The sequence below is a fragment of the Rhodopseudomonas boonkerdii genome, from assembly GCF_021184025.1.
Taxonomy (GTDB): Bacteria; Pseudomonadota; Alphaproteobacteria; order Rhizobiales; family Xanthobacteraceae; genus Tardiphaga; species Tardiphaga boonkerdii.
On record NZ_CP036537.1, the window covers coordinates 5,385,788 to 5,400,362 of the forward strand.

The 14,575-nt window shown below is 64.5% G+C and carries 14 protein-coding genes, 1 tRNA gene and 1 pseudogene; 12 read left to right on the forward strand and 4 right to left on the reverse strand.

Going from position 1 to position 14,575, the window contains the following annotated elements; all coding sequences use genetic code 11:
* Positions 1–6 precede the first annotated feature (6 nt).
* From trbE to E0H22_RS24780, 8 genes are read left to right on the forward strand one after another with little or no spacing between them, the layout of a single operon-like run.
* On the forward strand, positions 7–2,463 hold the full coding sequence (gene trbE, locus E0H22_RS24745; RefSeq protein WP_233023573.1) for a conjugal transfer protein TrbE: 2,457 nt from the start codon (positions 7–9) through the stop codon (positions 2,461–2,463).
* A complete protein-coding gene (gene trbJ / locus E0H22_RS24750; RefSeq protein ID WP_233026541.1) occupies positions 2,460–3,227 on the forward strand; it encodes a P-type conjugative transfer protein TrbJ in 768 nt (255 codons plus the stop codon). The genes trbE and trbJ overlap by 4 nt, the downstream gene beginning before the upstream one ends.
* A gap of 10 nt (positions 3,228–3,237) precedes the next feature.
* Positions 3,238–3,516, forward strand: a complete 279-nt coding sequence (gene trbK-alt, locus E0H22_RS24755) for a putative entry exclusion protein TrbK-alt (RefSeq protein ID WP_233023574.1) — start codon at positions 3,238–3,240, stop codon at positions 3,514–3,516.
* A 3-nt stretch (positions 3,517–3,519) separates the two neighbouring features.
* Entirely contained in the window at positions 3,520–4,839 is a 1,320-nt protein-coding gene (gene trbL, locus E0H22_RS24760) for a P-type conjugative transfer protein TrbL (protein WP_233023575.1), read from the forward strand.
* Complete coding sequence (gene trbF, locus E0H22_RS24765; protein WP_233023576.1) at positions 4,836–5,525, forward strand: conjugal transfer protein TrbF; 690 nt, start codon at positions 4,836–4,838, stop codon at positions 5,523–5,525. Before trbL ends, trbF begins: the two co-directional genes overlap by 4 nt.
* On the forward strand, positions 5,522–6,475 hold the full coding sequence (trbG, locus tag E0H22_RS24770; RefSeq protein WP_233023577.1) for a P-type conjugative transfer protein TrbG: 954 nt from the start codon (positions 5,522–5,524) through the stop codon (positions 6,473–6,475). Before trbF ends, trbG begins: the two co-directional genes overlap by 4 nt.
* On the forward strand, positions 6,475–7,638 hold the full coding sequence (locus tag E0H22_RS24775; RefSeq protein ID WP_233023578.1) for a TraB/TrbI/VirB10 family type IV secretion system protein: 1,164 nt from the start codon (positions 6,475–6,477) through the stop codon (positions 7,636–7,638). The genes trbG and E0H22_RS24775 overlap by 1 nt, the downstream gene beginning before the upstream one ends.
* A 2-nt stretch (positions 7,639–7,640) precedes the next feature.
* Complete coding sequence (locus E0H22_RS24780) at positions 7,641–7,868, forward strand: DUF2274 domain-containing protein (protein ID WP_233023579.1); 228 nt, start codon at positions 7,641–7,643, stop codon at positions 7,866–7,868.
* A gap of 69 nt (positions 7,869–7,937) precedes the next feature.
* On the opposite strand, the gene E0H22_RS24785 is transcribed toward E0H22_RS24780, so the two are convergent.
* Positions 7,938–8,909 carry an arsenic resistance protein gene (locus tag E0H22_RS24785; protein WP_233023580.1) on the reverse strand — a complete coding sequence of 324 codons (972 nt, stop codon included), beginning with the start codon at positions 8,907–8,909 and terminating at the stop codon, positions 7,938–7,940.
* Positions 8,910–9,194: 285 nt separating this feature from the next.
* On the opposite strand from E0H22_RS24785, the gene E0H22_RS24790 reads away from it, so the two are divergent.
* From E0H22_RS24790 to E0H22_RS24805, 4 genes and pseudogenes are all read left to right on the forward strand, one after another.
* Positions 9,195–9,509: a hypothetical protein gene (locus E0H22_RS24790; protein WP_233023581.1), complete on the forward strand. Its 315-nt coding sequence runs from the start codon at positions 9,195–9,197 to the stop codon at positions 9,507–9,509.
* Positions 9,506–9,859 carry a toxin-antitoxin system TumE family protein gene (locus E0H22_RS24795; protein WP_233023582.1) on the forward strand — a complete coding sequence of 118 codons (354 nt, stop codon included), beginning with the start codon at positions 9,506–9,508 and terminating at the stop codon, positions 9,857–9,859. Before E0H22_RS24790 ends, E0H22_RS24795 begins: the two co-directional genes overlap by 4 nt.
* The gene (locus E0H22_RS24800; protein ID WP_233023583.1) at positions 9,856–10,254 is read left to right on the forward strand and encodes an HVO_A0114 family putative DNA-binding protein; all 399 of its coding nucleotides are present in this window, start codon (positions 9,856–9,858) and stop codon (positions 10,252–10,254) included. The genes E0H22_RS24795 and E0H22_RS24800 overlap by 4 nt, the downstream gene beginning before the upstream one ends.
* Positions 10,251–11,309, forward strand: a pseudogene (locus E0H22_RS24805) (recombinase family protein); the annotation flags it as partial. The gene E0H22_RS24800 and the pseudogene E0H22_RS24805, both read left to right, overlap by 4 nt.
* A gap of 576 nt (positions 11,310–11,885) precedes the next feature.
* Here the strand turns inward: E0H22_RS24805 and E0H22_RS24810 are convergent.
* From E0H22_RS24810 to otsB, 3 genes are all read right to left on the reverse strand, one after another.
* A tRNA-Ser gene (locus tag E0H22_RS24810) sits at positions 11,886–11,975 on the reverse strand.
* A 147-nt stretch (positions 11,976–12,122) separates the two neighbouring features.
* A complete protein-coding gene (locus tag E0H22_RS24815) occupies positions 12,123–13,598 on the reverse strand; it encodes a trehalose-6-phosphate synthase (RefSeq protein WP_233023584.1) in 1,476 nt (491 codons plus the stop codon).
* A 169-nt stretch (positions 13,599–13,767) separates the two neighbouring features.
* On the reverse strand, positions 13,768–14,559 hold the full coding sequence (otsB, locus tag E0H22_RS24820; RefSeq protein WP_233026542.1) for a trehalose-phosphatase: 792 nt from the start codon (positions 14,557–14,559) through the stop codon (positions 13,768–13,770).
* Between the last annotated feature and the right edge of the window lie 16 nt (positions 14,560–14,575).

Sequence of the window (14,575 nt, forward strand, 5' to 3'; positions counted from 1 at the left end):
ACGGCCATGATGAACCTTGCCGAATATCGCCGCACCGCCAGCCGGCTTGCCGACTTTCTGCCGTGGGTGGCGCTCGTCGCCGAAGGCGTCGTTCTCAACAAGGACGGCAGCTTTCAGCGCACGGCGCGCTTTCGCGGTCCCGATCTGGATTCCGCCGTCGCGGCCGAGCTGGTCGCCGTCGCCGGCCGCATCAACAACGCCTTCCGCCGTCTCGGATCGGGCTGGAGCATTTTCGTCGAGGCGCAGCGCAGCGAAGCCGCGACCTATCCCGACAGCACCTTTCCCGATCCCGCATCGGCCTTGCTCGACGCCGAGCGCAAAGCCGGTTTCGAGGAAGCCGGCACGCATTTCGTGTCGGGCTATTTCCTGACCTTCCTCTATCTGCCCCCGGCCGAGGAAGCCGCTCGCGCCGAGACATGGCTTTACGAGGGCCGGGAGCAATCCGGCGTCGATCCGCATGAAGTGCTGCGCGCCTTCATCGACCGCACCGACCGCGTGCTCGCCTTGCTCGACGGCTTCATGCCGGAATGTGCATGGCTCGACGACAGCGAGACGCTGACCTTCCTTCATTCCTGCGTCTCGACGAAACGCCATCGCGTCCGCGTTCCCGAAACGCCGGTCTATCTCGACGCGCTGCTTACAGACGAGCCGTTGACCGGCGGGCTGGAGCCGCGCCTTGGCGGCCAGCATCTTCGCGTCCTCACCATCATCGGATTTCCGACCGCGACCACGCCCGGCCTGCTCGACGATTTGAACCGGCTGGCGTTTCCATATCGCTGGAGCACGCGCGCGATCCTGCTCGACAAGACCGACGCGACGCGGCTGCTGACCCGCATCCGCCGTCAATGGTTCGCCAAGCGCAAAAGCATCGCCGCGATCCTGAAAGAGGTGATGACGAACGAGGCGTCCGTTCTCGTCGATACGGACGCGGCGAACAAGGCCGCCGACGCCGACATGGCCTTGCAGGAGCTTGGGGCGGACGTGGCGGGCATGGCCTATGTCACGGCCACCATCACCGTATGGGATGCTGACCCGCGCGTCGCAGATGAGAAATTGCGGCTGGCCGAAAAGGTCATCCAGGGCCGCGACTTCACGGCGATGGTCGAGACGGTCAACGCCGTTGACGCATGGCTCGGCAGCTTGCCCGGCCACGCCTACGCGAACGTCCGGCAGCCACCCATCAGCACTTTGAATCTCGCCCACATGATTCCGCTTTCTGCATTGTGGGCGGGGCCGGAACGGGACGAGCATTTCGGTGCGCCCCCTCTGCTTTATGCAAAGACCGAAGGCTCGACCCCGTTCCGGTTTTCCCTTCACGTCGGCGATGTCGGCCATACGCTCGTCGTCGGCCCGACCGGCGCGGGTAAGTCCGTGCTGCTCGCGCTCATGGCGCTCCAGTTCCGGCGCTACGCCCGAAGCCAGGTTTTCGCGTTCGACTTCGGCGGTTCGATCCGCGCCGCGTCGCTCGCGATGGGCGGCGACTGGCACGACCTGGGCGGCGGCCTGACCGAAGGTTCGGACGCCTCCGTTTCGCTCCAGCCGCTCGCGCGCATTCACGACACCTACGAACGCGCCTGGGCGGCCGACTGGATCGTGGCGATCCTCATGCGCGAAGGCATCGCGATCACGCCGGAGGTGAAGGAACATATCTGGACGGCGCTGACTTCGCTCGCCTCCGCGCCGGTCGGGGAACGCACCATCACCGGCCTTGCGGTGCTGTTGCAGTCCAACGACCTGAAACAAGCCCTTCGGCCGTATTGCGTCGGCGGCGCATACGGCCGGCTGCTCGACGCGGAGTCCGAACACCTTGGTAGTTCGGACGTGCAAGCGTTCGAGATCGAGGGGCTTGTCGGCACCGGGGCCGCGCCCGCCGTGCTCGCCTACCTGTTCCATCGCATCGGCGACCGCCTCGACGGCCGCCCGACGCTGCTCATCATAGATGAAGGCTGGCTTGCTCTGGACGACGAGGGTTTCGCCGGCCAGCTCCGCGAATGGCTCAAAACGCTGCGCAAGAAAAACGCCAGCGTCATCTTCGCCACGCAAAGCCTGTCCGACATCGACGGCAGCAACATCGCGCCCGCGATCATCGAAAGCTGCCCGACGCGGCTTTTGCTGCCGAACGAACGCGCCATCGAGCCGCAGATCACGACCATCTATCGGCGATTCGGATTGAACGACCGGCAGATCGAGATTCTGGCGAGGGCGACGCCCAAGCAGGATTACTATTGCCAGTCGCGGCGCGGAAATCGCCTGTTCGAGCTGGGCCTGTCCGAAGTCGGCCTCGCGCTCTGCGCCGCATCCTCAAAATCCGACCAGACGCTCATTGCGCAGATCGTCGCCGACCACGGCCGCGACGGTTTCCTCGCCGCGTGGCTCGCAGCCCGCGATGTCGGTTGGGCCGTCGATCTTCTCCCCGGCTTCTCGACGCTCATCCCCCAAACCGAAAAGGAGTCCTATCCATGACCATTCGTCGTTTTCGTTCGCGCGCCGTCTTCATGGCCGCGTCCATGCTCGCCGCGCCGCTTGCCGTTTTCCCCGTCTTTGCGCCGCCGGCTGCCGCTCAATGGATCGTATATGACCCGACCAACTACGCGCAAAATGTGCTGCAAGCCGCACGCGCGCTCCAGCAGATCAACAACCAGATCACCAGCCTGCAAAATCAGGCGCAGATGCTCATCAATCAGGCGCGCAATCTGGCGAGCCTGCCGTTTTCGGCGCTCCAGCAGATTCAGCAGAACGTCCAGCGCACGCAGCAACTTTTGAGCCAGGCGCAGAACATCGCCTTCAACGTCCAGCAGATCGACCAAGCGTTTCAAAGCCAATACGGCAATGTGTCGATGTCGGCGAGCGACCAGCAGCTTGTCGCCGATGCTCGCACCCGCTGGAAAAACACCGTGGGCGGCCTGCAGGACGCCATGCGCGTTCAGGCCGGCGTCGTCGGCAACATCGACAGCAACCGCACGCAGATGTCGGCGCTTGTCGGCCAGAGCCAGGGCGCGACCGGCGCGCTCCAGGCGACGCAGGCAGGTAATCAGATTCTCGCGCTCCAGTCGCAGCAGCTTTCCGATCTTGTCGCGCTTCTCGCGGCCAATGGCCGGTCGAGCGCGCTGACCGAAGCGGAACGAGCGGCAGCCGCCGAACAGGGACGCGAGCAGCGCCGCCGCTTCCTGACGCCGGGCAGCGGCTACCAGCCCGGCAACGCGCAGATGTTCAACAACGGCAATTGAGGGCGAGCGCATGGACGGCAAGTTGCTGGCGCGCATCGGCGCAATCGTGTTCGTCGCCATCGCCATCACGGCGACGGCCATCGAAATGACGCGCAAGGAAGACGTACTGGCGCAGGCGCCGACACGTCTCATCCAACCCGACCGCGATCCGCTGCGCGAAGGGCAGCGGCGATGCCAGCAGCTTGGGGCAAAGGCGGCCGACGACCCGGAATGCCTGCGCGTATGGGCCGAAACCCGCGACCGCTTTCTCGGCCGGACCCGCGCGCCGGCCGCCCCGGAAGGGCGGTGACGCATGGGCGGCGCGGGAGTCATCGACAATTTTCTCGGCACCTTCACCCGCTACATCGACAGCGGGTTCGGCCTTCTCGGCGGCGAGGTGGCGTTCATCGCCACGACGCTCATTGTCATCGACGTGACCTTGGCCGCGCTCTTTTGGTCATGGAGCGCGGACGACGACATTTTCGCCCGGCTCGTCAAGAAGACGCTGTTCGTCGGTGTCTTCGCCTACCTCATTTCCAACTGGAACAGCCTCGCGAAGATCGTCTTCGATAGCTTCGCCGGCCTGGGCCTGAAAGCGAGCGGGACGGGATTTTCGGCCGCAGACCTGATGCGGCCCGGCAAGGTCGCGCAAACCGGCCTCGATGCTGCCCGGCCGCTGCTCGACTCGATTTCCGACCTTATGGGTTGGGTCGCCTTCTTCGAGAACTTCATACAGATCGCCTGCCTGCTGTTCGCCTGGGCGCTCGTCATCCTCGCGTTCTTCATCCTCGCCATCCAGCTTTTCGTCACGTTGATCGAGTTCAAATTGAGCACGCTGGCGGGCTTCGTGCTGATCCCGTTCGGCCTGTTCGGCAAGACCGCCTTCATGGCCGAGCGCGTGCTTGGCAACGTCATTTCCAGCGGCATCAAGGTTCTGGTGCTGGCTGTCATCGTCGGCATCGGTTCGACGCTGTTCTCGCAATTCACGCAAGGCTTCGGCGGACAGACGCCGAGCATCGACGACGCTATGGCCATCGTGCTCGCGGCGCTGTCGCTCGTCGGCCTTGGCATTTTCGGTCCCGGCATCGCGTCCGGCCTCGTCAGCGGCGGGCCGCAGCTTGGCGCGGGCGCGGCGGTCGGAACCGGCCTTGCCGTTGGCGGCGCTGCCCTTGCCGCAGGCGGTGCAGTCGGCCTTGCCGCAAAGGGAGGTGCAGCCGCCGTGCGCGGTGGCGCGACCACAGCCGGCGCGGCATCCGCCGCCTATAGCCTTGGTTCGTTCGGCCACTCCGGCGCGGCTGGCGTCGCTTCCGGCCTGGGCGGCGTAGCGCGCGCCGCAGGCAGCGCGGCCACATCGCCGCTGCGCCGGGCGACGGCAAGCGTCAAGTCCAGCTTCTCGGATGGTGTGAAGGCCGGGTTCGGCGCGACCGGCGGCACATCGACCGCTGGCACGGTTGGCGGCTCGGCCGAAGCCGCATCTTCGCAGGCCACTGGCGCGCGGCCCGGCTGGGCGCAGCGAATGCGACAGGGCGGGCACACCGCCCATGCCGTCCAGACGGCCGCGCACGCCGTCCGCTCCGGCGACGGCCATGCCTCCAGTTCTTCCGTCAACCTCTCTGAAAGCGACCGCACATGAGCATCTTCAAACGACCCGCCGTGCATTACGGCAAGACCCCACAACCCGAAACGCCATATCAGCGCGCCGCGCAGGTTTGGGACGAGCGGATAGGTTCTGCTCGCGTCCAGGCGCGCAACTGGCGCACTATGGCGTTCGGCAGCCTGCTCCTGACGGCGGGCTTCGCTTCCGCCCTTGTCTGGCAGACCGCACGCGGGACTGTCGTGCCCTGGGTGGTTCAAGTGGACAAGCTCGGCCAGGCGCAAACCGTCGCGCCGGCCACCGCCGACTATCGGCCGACAGACCCGCAAGTGGCGTGGCATCTGGCGCGCTTCATCGAGCAGGTCAGGAGCATCCCGGCCGATCCCATCATTGTCCGGCAGAACTGGCTTCGCGCCTACGAATGGACGACCGACCAGGGCGCGGCGGCGCTCAACGATTATGCGCGCGCCAACGACCCGTTCGCAAAAGTCGGCAAGCAACAGGTGTCCGTCGATGTGTCGAGCGTCATCCGTGCCTCGCCCGACAGCTTCCGCGTCGCCTGGACCGAGCAGCACTATGAAGACGGCAAGCTCGCCTCGACGGAGCGGTGGACCGCGATCCTGACCATCGTGATCCAGCCGCCGCGCGACGCCGACCGACTGAAAGCCAACCCGCTCGGCATCTACGTCAACGCAATTTCGTGGTCGAAGGAAATGGCGCAATGAGCAAGGGTTTCCGCAAACCCGCATTTGCCGCTGTCTTGCTGTCAGCGACCGCGCTCGCCGGCTGCGCAACCTATAAGCCGCCACAAATCAGCTACGACGCCAACGTGCCGCCTTTGCCGGCCGTGCCCGCTGCCGTCACCGACACGACGCCGAAGCCGCTGCATATCCCGCCAGCCTGGACCCCGACCAAGGGGGGCGCGGCTGCCGGCACGCCGCTCGCCCGCGTCGAGAACGCCAACGCCGCCGCCCGCGTGCAGCCGCGCCGCGAAGGCTATTACAACGCCATCCAGATTTATCCCTGGAGCGACGGCGCGCTCTATCAGGTCTATGCCGCGCCCGGCCAGATCACCGACATTGCGCTTGAGCCGGGCGAGAGCCTGACCGGCGCGGGACCGATTGCGGCCGGCGACACGGCGCGCTGGATCATCGGCGACACGGAATCCGGCTCCGGCGTCACGCGCCGCGTGCATATCCTTGTGAAGCCGTCCCGGCCGGACATCACGACGAACCTTGTCGTGACCACCGACCGGCGCGTTTACATGCTCGAGCTGCGCTCGGATCAGAAGCCCTATATGCCCGCCGTGGCCTGGGCCTATCCGCAGCCGCCAGCCGGGCAGCGGGCGAGCATTCCGGCAACGCCGGTTATTCCGGCCGCCGCGGCGCGCAACTACCGCTATGGCCTGACCGGCGACAATCCGCCTTGGAAGCCGGTCGCAGTCTATGACGATGGCCGCAGGGTCTATGTCGAGTTTCCGCGCGGCATCGTGCAGGGCGAGATGCCGCCCATCTTCGTCATCGGGCCGGGCGGCGAAGCGCAGATCGCCAACAGCCGCATCTATCAAAACATCCTGATCGTGGATCGCCTGTTCGGCGCGGCCGAGCTGCGCCTTGGCGGCGGCAAGAGCCAGCAGACCGTCAGGATTGTCCGCACGGACGGGAGGCCATCATAATGACCGACACCGAAACCAACACCGCCGCCCCGATGCGGCTTCGCGCGGAGCCGCCGCGCGTCACCCGCTTGTCGCGCAAGGTGCTCGCCAGCGCGGCGGCTGTCGCGCTCGTCGGGATCGGAGGAACGCTGATCTATGCGCTCCAGACCCGCGCGCCTGGCAATGACGGCAAGGAGCTTTATTTGACTTCCAACCGCCAGCCTGCCGATGGCCTCGCCGGGTTGCCGAAGGATTACACCGGCCCGGTGCTCGGCCCGCCGCTGCCGGGCGACCTTGGCCGTCCGATCCTCGACGCGCAGAACAGGGGCCAGCCGGTCGTGCCGCCGACGATCACCGCGCCGACCGTGGATCGCGCCGAGGAACGCCGGCTTGCCGAGGAAGAAGCCGCACGCACCAGCCGCGTGTTCTTCCAGACCGAGGCACGCGCCGGAAGCCCGGCCGCAACGCCGGGCGGCGCGACCATGCCAGGACTTCCCGGCCTCGACCTTGCTGGCGTGACAGGGCAGCCCGGCCAGCAGACCGCGCAGGACAAGCAGCTTGCTTTCCTCAATGCGCCCGTCGATCGCCGCACCACATCGGCGGATCGCATCACGGCTCCGGCATCGCCTTTCGTGCTCCAGGCCGGGGCCGTGATCCCGGCCGCGCTCATCACCGGCATCCGTTCCGATCTTCCGGGGCAGATCACCGCCCAGGTGACGGAGCCGGTTTATGATAGTCCAACCGGCCGCATCCTGCTCGTGCCGCAGGGCACGCGGATCATCGGCCAGTATGACAACAACGTGCAATTCGGCCAGCGCCGCGTGCTGCTCGTCTGGAATCGTCTCATCCTGCCGAACGGCCGATCCATCGTGCTGGAGCGACAGCCAGGCGCGGACAGCCAGGGCTATGCCGGGCTGGAGGATGGCGTCGATTATCATTGGTGGGATTTGGCGAAGGCCGCCGGCCTCTCGACGCTGCTCTCCGTTGGAGCCGAGCTTGCTGTCAATGACGAGGACCGGCTGTTGAGCGCCATCCGCAACGGCGGCCAGGACACCATCAACGACGCAGGCCAGCAGATCATTCGCCGCCAGCTCAACGTCGCCCCGACGCTCACCATCCGGCCGGGCTTCCCCGTCAGGATCGTGGTCACACGCGACCTTGTGCTCGAACCCTACCGGAGCTGACCATGACCAGACTGAAACTCGGCGCGATCCCCGACGACAAGCCCGTCAAGGTGACGATGGAGTTGCCCGCGCCGCTCCATCGCGATCTTGTCGCCTATGCCGAAATCCTCGCCCGCCAGACAGGCCAGCCGCTCACCGATCCCATGAAGCTCATTGTGCCGATGCTCGAAAGATTCATCGCCACGGATCGGGAGTTTGCGAAGGCACGGCGCGCGGCCGGACGGGATTGATCGCACAAACTTGACCGGCCACTTGGCACATGGCGGGAACGCCGACGTTCGCGAACGTATTTGCAACGTCTAAGCCGTTGATCGCTTGGCCGCTCCAAGTTTCGGAATCAGCCGCATGTAGATCAATTCGCTTATCAGCTCGACCAGTGTTTGCGTGACGATGATCGCCGGCAGGATTGGCACCGCACCCGACACGGCGAAAGCAAGCGGCAATACTACGAGCGAATTTCTGGTGGCGGCGCTGAACGCGATCGCGCGGCCGGCCGCTGCCTCAAGGCCGAACAGCCGGCCGACGCCCCAACCGATCAGGGGCGCAAGGATCGCAAAGGCGACATAGACCGGCAGCACGCGCAACGCGCCGTCGATCGCCGGCCCGAGCTGCGGGACCACGGCGGCGATGACGACGAACAGAACGAGAGCGGTCGCCGGGACGGGCAAGACCCCGAGAACCGTTGCAACACGCTCTCCCGCCCGGCTGCGGCCTGCACATATCTGCACGAGGGCGGCCAGCACGAGGGGAACCGCGATCAGCCAGACGAAGGCATGAACGAAAGGCCCGATCTGCACGAGGTTCGCCGCATCGGCCCCGAGAAAGAAGCCGAGATAGACCGGCAGCAGCACCATTTGCAGGATGAGCAGCGCCGGCGTGGACGCCAGCAGCAGCCGGGCAACGGCGCGGCCCAGATGCGAGAACGTCACAACATAGTCGATGCAGGGCGTCAGCAGGACGAACAGGACGCCAAGGCGCAACATCGGGTCGGCCGGCAGGAATTGAACGAGGACCGCAACGAGGATCGGCACCACCACGAAATTTGTCACGAGCAACGCCGCAAGGAACCGGACGCGCGCGAAGGCTCGGCCGAGGTCGGCAAGGGGAACCTGCAGGAAGGTGACGAACAGCATCAGCGCCAGCGCCGGATTCACGGCGCTCTCTAGCGCGGTCGTTCCCGGAACGAGCAAAGCGATTATCGCAGCCAGAACGACCGCGCCGAAATAGATTTTGACCTGCTGTGTTTCGAGGATTTCCCGAATGCTGTTCAAATTCTTGCTTTCGATAAAAGCGGCGAAGCTACCGATTCAAGCGAGAGTTTCGCGACGATTCCTGCAACGCCGCATGAAATATCTTTCTCCTACCAGCGCCGGAACCGCAATGGGCCAATTTCCACCATCACCATAGGGGCCGCCTCAGCGTCCACCGGGAAAGGGGTGCCGCCAGCACGACAGCGCGAATGCGGCACGCTACGGGCCGCCGATCCCCCTCCATGCTTCGCCTAATTCCGTGGCTTCGAACCGCCCGGAATCCCGCAGCGAACCACGGAGGATTCCATGCCCGCGAAACGCCGCCACGCCCATAGGGGCCGCCCGCGCAGGCAGGCTCCGCACACGCTTCCCGATGACCTTTACGACTATGACGACGATCCCGCACCGCGCATCAGTTCGCCGCGCGCCAGCTCGCCCGATGCCTTCGACGTGGAGAAGCTGCCCGTCATCGACGACTGGCCGGAAAAGGTGCCGATCACCGAGGCCGAGGTTCAGGTGTTCGAGCGATGGTTCGCCGATGTCTTCGACGAGATGTTCGGCCCGCTTCCAGCCGTACCCGGCTTGACAAAGTTATCCTCTGATGATAACGAAAAGCCATGAGCGAGGATCGTGATCCGAGCCTTGACACGCTTCTCGACCTCGATGGCCAAGTGCTCGTCGTCGATCCCGCAGGCGGTCATTGGGTCAAGTTCATCGTAACCCGCGTTCCGGCATCGCCGGAGAAGCCGCACGGCCTCGATTATTCGCTCACGCTTCACGGGCCTTCGGGCGAACGGTTGGTCGGCTTCGACAACGCCCATCCGGTCGGCCGAGGCAGGCGCGGCGAGCCGCTGGACCATCGGCATCGCCACCAGACCGTGAAGCGTTACGCCTACGAGGACGCGGCCACGCTGCTGGCCGACTTCTGGCGGGCGGTGGATGCGGTGTTGAAGGAGCGAGGCGTGATATGACGACACTGAAAGTCGGGATTGCCGACTACGAAGAAATGAAGGCCCGCACCATGCGGATTGCCAGGGGCGAGGAAAAGCCTTCGCCTGGCGATCCGAACGTGTGGTTTCCGTCGATGGAGTCCTTCGCGCAAATCCTTTCGATGGGAAACCGGGAGTTGCTGCGCGTCATCGACGAGCAAGCGCCGGGTTCGCTGGAGGAACTGGCCGAGATCACCGGCCGGGCGAAATCCAACCTGTCACGCACCCTGAAACGGATGGCCAGCTACGGCTTGATCCGCATGGAGAAGGGCGACGGCCGCAAGCTCGCGCCCAAGGTGATCCACGACCGATTAGAACTAGACCTGCCGCTGACCGAGCGCGCGGGGCCGCGCAAGGCGGCAGGAGGCCGGCAATGAACGTCCATAGTCCCATCGTCCACAATCCAAACGTCGCGCTGCGCGCCGCCCTCTATCTGCGCGTCTCGACGACGCGGCAGGCCGAGCATGACGTGTCGATCCCCGACCAAAAGCGCCAGGGCGAGGCGTATTGCCAGGAACGCGGCTACCAGCTTGTCGAAACATTCGTGGAGCCGGGCAACAGCGCCACCAACGACCGCCGCCCGGAGTTCCAGCGGATGATAGAGGCTGCCACCGCGAAGCCGGCATCGTTCGATGTCGTCGTGGTTCACAGCTTCTCGCGCTTCTTCCGCGACGAATTTGAAATGGAATACTACTACCGGAAGCTGGCGAAGAATGGCGTCAAGCTCGTCTCCATCACCCAGGAGCTTGGCGACGATCCGATCCACGACATGATGCGGCGGATCATGTCGCTATTCGACGAATACCAGTCGAAGGAGAATGCCAAGCACGTCCTGCGCGCCTTGAAGGAGAACGCCCGGCAAGGTTTCTGGAACGGCTCGCTGCCGCCCATCGGCTACCGCGTGGTCGCGGCCGAGCAGCGCGGCGCGAAGGTCAAGAAGAAGCTGGAAATCGACCCGCTGCACGCCGACACGATCCGGCTCATCTACCGGCTTGCGCTGGAGGGCGCAGGCTCGTCCGGCCAGATGGGCGTCAAGGCCATCGTCAAATATCTCAATGGCAAGGGCATCTTCACGCGCGACGGCGGGCGTTGGGGCATCGGGCAGGTTCACCGCATCCTGACCCGGCGCACCTACATCGGCGAGCATCGGTTCAATCGCCGCTCCAAAAAGGGCGAGGTGAAGCCCGAAGACGAGGTTATCACCGTTCAGGTGCCGGCGCTGGTCGAACGCGAGACGTTCGACACGGTGCAGCAGCTCTTGCAGGCCCGCAATCCCAAGGTCGAGTTGCCGGCGCGCGTCGTGATCGGGCCGACGCTGCTGACGGGCATCTGCTATTGCGGCAATTGCGGTGGAGCCATGACCATCCGCACCGGCAAGGGCGGGCGCTATCGCTACTATGCGTGCTCGATCAAGGCGCGGCAGGGCGAAACCGGCTGCAAGGGCCGTGCGATCCCGATGGACAAGCTCGACCGCATGGTGGTCGGCCATATCGAGGAACGCTTGCTCGATCCCGACCGGCTGGAGGAATTGCTTGGCACCGTTCTCGGCCGTCGTGACGATCAGGCCGAGCGTCGCCGGCAGCACATCGCCGAACTGGAGCGGCGGGCGACCGAATCGGAATTGCGGCTCAAGCGCCTTTACGACGCCATCGAGGCGGGCGTCGCCGATCTTGACGACCCGGCGCTCAAGGAACGGATCGCCGGCCTCAAGGTCATCCGCGATCAGGCCAGGGCCGACGCCGACAGGGCGCAAGCCTTGCTCGACAGCCCCGGCCACAGCGCCATCACCCCCGCCATGATTCGGGGATTTGCGCGCCGCGCCCGCGAGCGCATCCGGGGCACGGAGGGCGGCTATCGGCGGGATCATCTGCGCTCGCTGGCGCAGCGTGTCGAGGTCGCCGACGACGCAATCCGCATCATGGGATCGAAGACGGAGCTGCTAAGGACGCTTATTGCCGGCCAAGTGCGGGCATCGGCGGCGGTCGGCGTGCCCAGAAGGGTTCCGGGATGGCGGAGAGAGAGGGATTCGAACCCTCGAAACGGTTTCCCGTTTACACGCGTTCCAGGCGTGCGCCTTCAACCACTCGGCCACCTCCCCAGTGCGCCTCTCATGACGGCTGCACGGCCGATTTGCAAGAGACCCCCGCCAAGGATCGGTGATTTTTCGCAATTATATGGAAAACATGGGCATTTCCGTACTGCGCGGGTGTCCGCGCAGCAGATGAACCCTGTCGACGGGCGTATCTCAGTGCAGGCGGGACGTCGCCGCCGTCGAGGCGACCGAATGAACCGGCCAGACCACGGGCGTTTCCCCCGGGATATTGTCGTTCTGCGCGGAATCGTTGAGCGCATGGGATTCGCGCAACGCATGCACGAAATCGCCGAACCACTCCTGAATCGTGCCGGCGCGCAGCTTCACCATCATGGCCTCCCAGCGCATCCGGCGCTCAAGCAACGGCATTGAGACTGCGGTCGCGATAGCGCGCGCCATGCCATCGATATCGTGCGGATTCACCAGCAAGGCCGTGTCGAGCTCATTCGCCGCCCCGGCGAACTTCGACAGCACAAGAACGCCCGGATCCACCGGGTTCTGGGCAGCGACATACTCCTTCGCCACCAGATTCATGCCGTCATGCAGCGGCGTCACCACGCCGACATGCGCGGCACGGTAGAGACCGGCGAGAACGGTCTGGCTGAAGCCCTTGTTGAGATAACGGATCGGCGTCCAGTCCACCTCGCCGTGGTGGCCGTTGACGTCGCTGACCAGCTTGGCAAGCTGATTCTGCAGATCGCCATAAGCTTCGATATTGCCGCGCGACAATGTCGCAATCTGCAGCAGCGAGACCGAACGCTTGAGCTGCGGTTGCAACGTCAGCATCCGATCGAACGCCTCGATGCGGTTGATCAAGCCTTTCGAGTAATCGACACGATCGACGCCGATGGCGAGCTTCTCGCCGTTCAGGCTGCGGCGCAAACGCGACACGTCGGGATGAGACGACGACTTCGCAGCGAAAGCGGCGAACTTGGCCGGATCGATGCCGATCGGGAATACGGCGCAGCGCGATGCGCCGTAACGTGACTGCACCGTGCCGGCGGAAACGACAAGACCGAGATCGCTCTCCGCATAGGACAGGAAATTGTCGCAATCGGAGTCGGTCTGGAAGCCGATCAGATCATAAGCGAGCATCGCCTCGACCAGCTCGCGATGATGCGGCACGCCGCTGAAGACATCGCGAGTCGGCCACGGCGTATGCAGGAAGAAGCCGATTGGATGCGTTACGCCGAGCTCGCGCAACTCTGCGCCGAGTGCGAGGAAATGATAATCCTGAATCCAGAACGCCGTATCCGGCTTGCGGAACTTGAGCAGCGCGCGCGCAACGAACGAATTTACTTCGCGATAGGATTGATAGTGATCGAGCGACGTGCGGATCAGATCGGTGCGGGAATGCAGCGCGGGCCACAGCGCCGAATTGGCGAAGCCTTCATAATAGCCGGCATAATGTGCAGCCGGCAGATCGAGCATCGCCAGCGCGCCCGCGCCGAGTGCTTCAATTTCAGCGAACGGTTCTTTCTGCGCGCCCTCGCGCAAACGACCGGAGGAACCAACCCAAATCGCGCCCGACTTCTCCACCACGGGCAGCAATGCTGCTGCCAATCCTCCCGTCATCGGTTCGTTGGCCGAAGCGCGAGAGACACGATTTGAGACGACGACGAGATTCACAAGATTCCCTCCTGATGGCTAGCCCAAGCCTATGATAAACGTTCGTTCATCAATATGGTTCCTGGCCGCCATTCGACCCGAATAACACCAAATTCGGGCAAGCACCGGTGGAACCCGGCTTATTCAAGATGCTCTGTCGCTACATAACGACGCGGCCGCGCGATGCAGATTATGCGATCTTCGCATCGTCGATGAGAAGTCGTCCGAGCCATGCACGCACATCGCGAGGTTCTGCGAAGTGGCCCGCAACGCCTTGCGCATGGCGGCCTACAGAGAAGGCAAGGCCGTTCATGCCAGGCATGATGGCGAACACACTTTCATCGGTGACATCGTCGCCAATGAAGATGGGACGCCGGCCCTTGAACGGCTCATGCGTCATCAGTTCGATCACTCCGGTTGCCTTGGTGAATCCGGAATGCTTGATCTCGCAGACGAACTTGCCGGGCAGGATTTCCATCGGCGCATTCGGCAGATCGGCGCGAATCGCAGAGACCGCGTCATAAATCGCCTTCTCTGCATGCGGTGCAAGGCGATAATGCAGCGCAAGCGAATAGCCCTTGTCTTCAAGCAGAATGCCGGGGCTGAGCTTGGCGATGGCAGCGAGACGGCGCTTCAATTCCTTGTCCATCGGCGGCGCATGCGCGGCGACGGATTCGACATCGCGCGCGAGTCGCATCTCGGCACCATGGCCGCCGACCGCAGGAAATTGCTGGGGTGCAAAGATCAAATCGATATCGTTGATCGAGCGTCCGGACACCAGCGCAAGCGCACCGTTCGTACGCTGCAGCAGCTTGCCCATATGCGTGGCGAGATCCGGCGGCACCCAGACTTCGCGCGGGGTTGGTGCCATATCGAGCAACGTTCCGTCGATATCCAGCAGCAGCGCGCACTCGCTGAGGTGCGGCAGCTTGACATTCACATGATCGAAGATCGCCGATGCTGCGGGTGGCGCGTCGTCCATGGCAATTTCGATGATG

What these genes read in the sequence shown, in the direction of transcription:
- trbE (WP_233023573.1), top strand. Translation starts at nt 7, where the DNA reads ATGATGAACCTTGCCGAATATCGCCGCACCGCCAGCCGGCTTGCCGAC.
- trbJ (WP_233026541.1), top strand. Translation starts at nt 2,460, where the DNA reads ATGACCATTCGTCGTTTTCGTTCGCGCGCCGTCTTCATGGCCGCGTCC.
- trbK-alt (WP_233023574.1), top strand. Translation starts at nt 3,238, where the DNA reads ATGGACGGCAAGTTGCTGGCGCGCATCGGCGCAATCGTGTTCGTCGCC.
- trbL (WP_233023575.1), top strand. Translation starts at nt 3,520, where the DNA reads ATGGGCGGCGCGGGAGTCATCGACAATTTTCTCGGCACCTTCACCCGC.
- trbF (WP_233023576.1), top strand. Translation starts at nt 4,836, where the DNA reads ATGAGCATCTTCAAACGACCCGCCGTGCATTACGGCAAGACCCCACAA.
- trbG (WP_233023577.1), top strand. Translation starts at nt 5,522, where the DNA reads ATGAGCAAGGGTTTCCGCAAACCCGCATTTGCCGCTGTCTTGCTGTCA.
- E0H22_RS24775 (WP_233023578.1), top strand. Translation starts at nt 6,475, where the DNA reads ATGACCGACACCGAAACCAACACCGCCGCCCCGATGCGGCTTCGCGCG.
- E0H22_RS24780 (WP_233023579.1), top strand. Translation starts at nt 7,641, where the DNA reads ATGACCAGACTGAAACTCGGCGCGATCCCCGACGACAAGCCCGTCAAG.
- E0H22_RS24790 (WP_233023581.1), top strand. Translation starts at nt 9,195, where the DNA reads ATGCCCGCGAAACGCCGCCACGCCCATAGGGGCCGCCCGCGCAGGCAG.
- E0H22_RS24795 (WP_233023582.1), top strand. Translation starts at nt 9,506, where the DNA reads ATGAGCGAGGATCGTGATCCGAGCCTTGACACGCTTCTCGACCTCGAT.
- E0H22_RS24800 (WP_233023583.1), top strand. Translation starts at nt 9,856, where the DNA reads ATGACGACACTGAAAGTCGGGATTGCCGACTACGAAGAAATGAAGGCC.
- otsB (WP_233026542.1), bottom strand. Translation starts at nt 14,559, where the DNA reads ATGGACGACGCGCCACCCGCAGCATCGGCGATCTTCGATCATGTGAAT.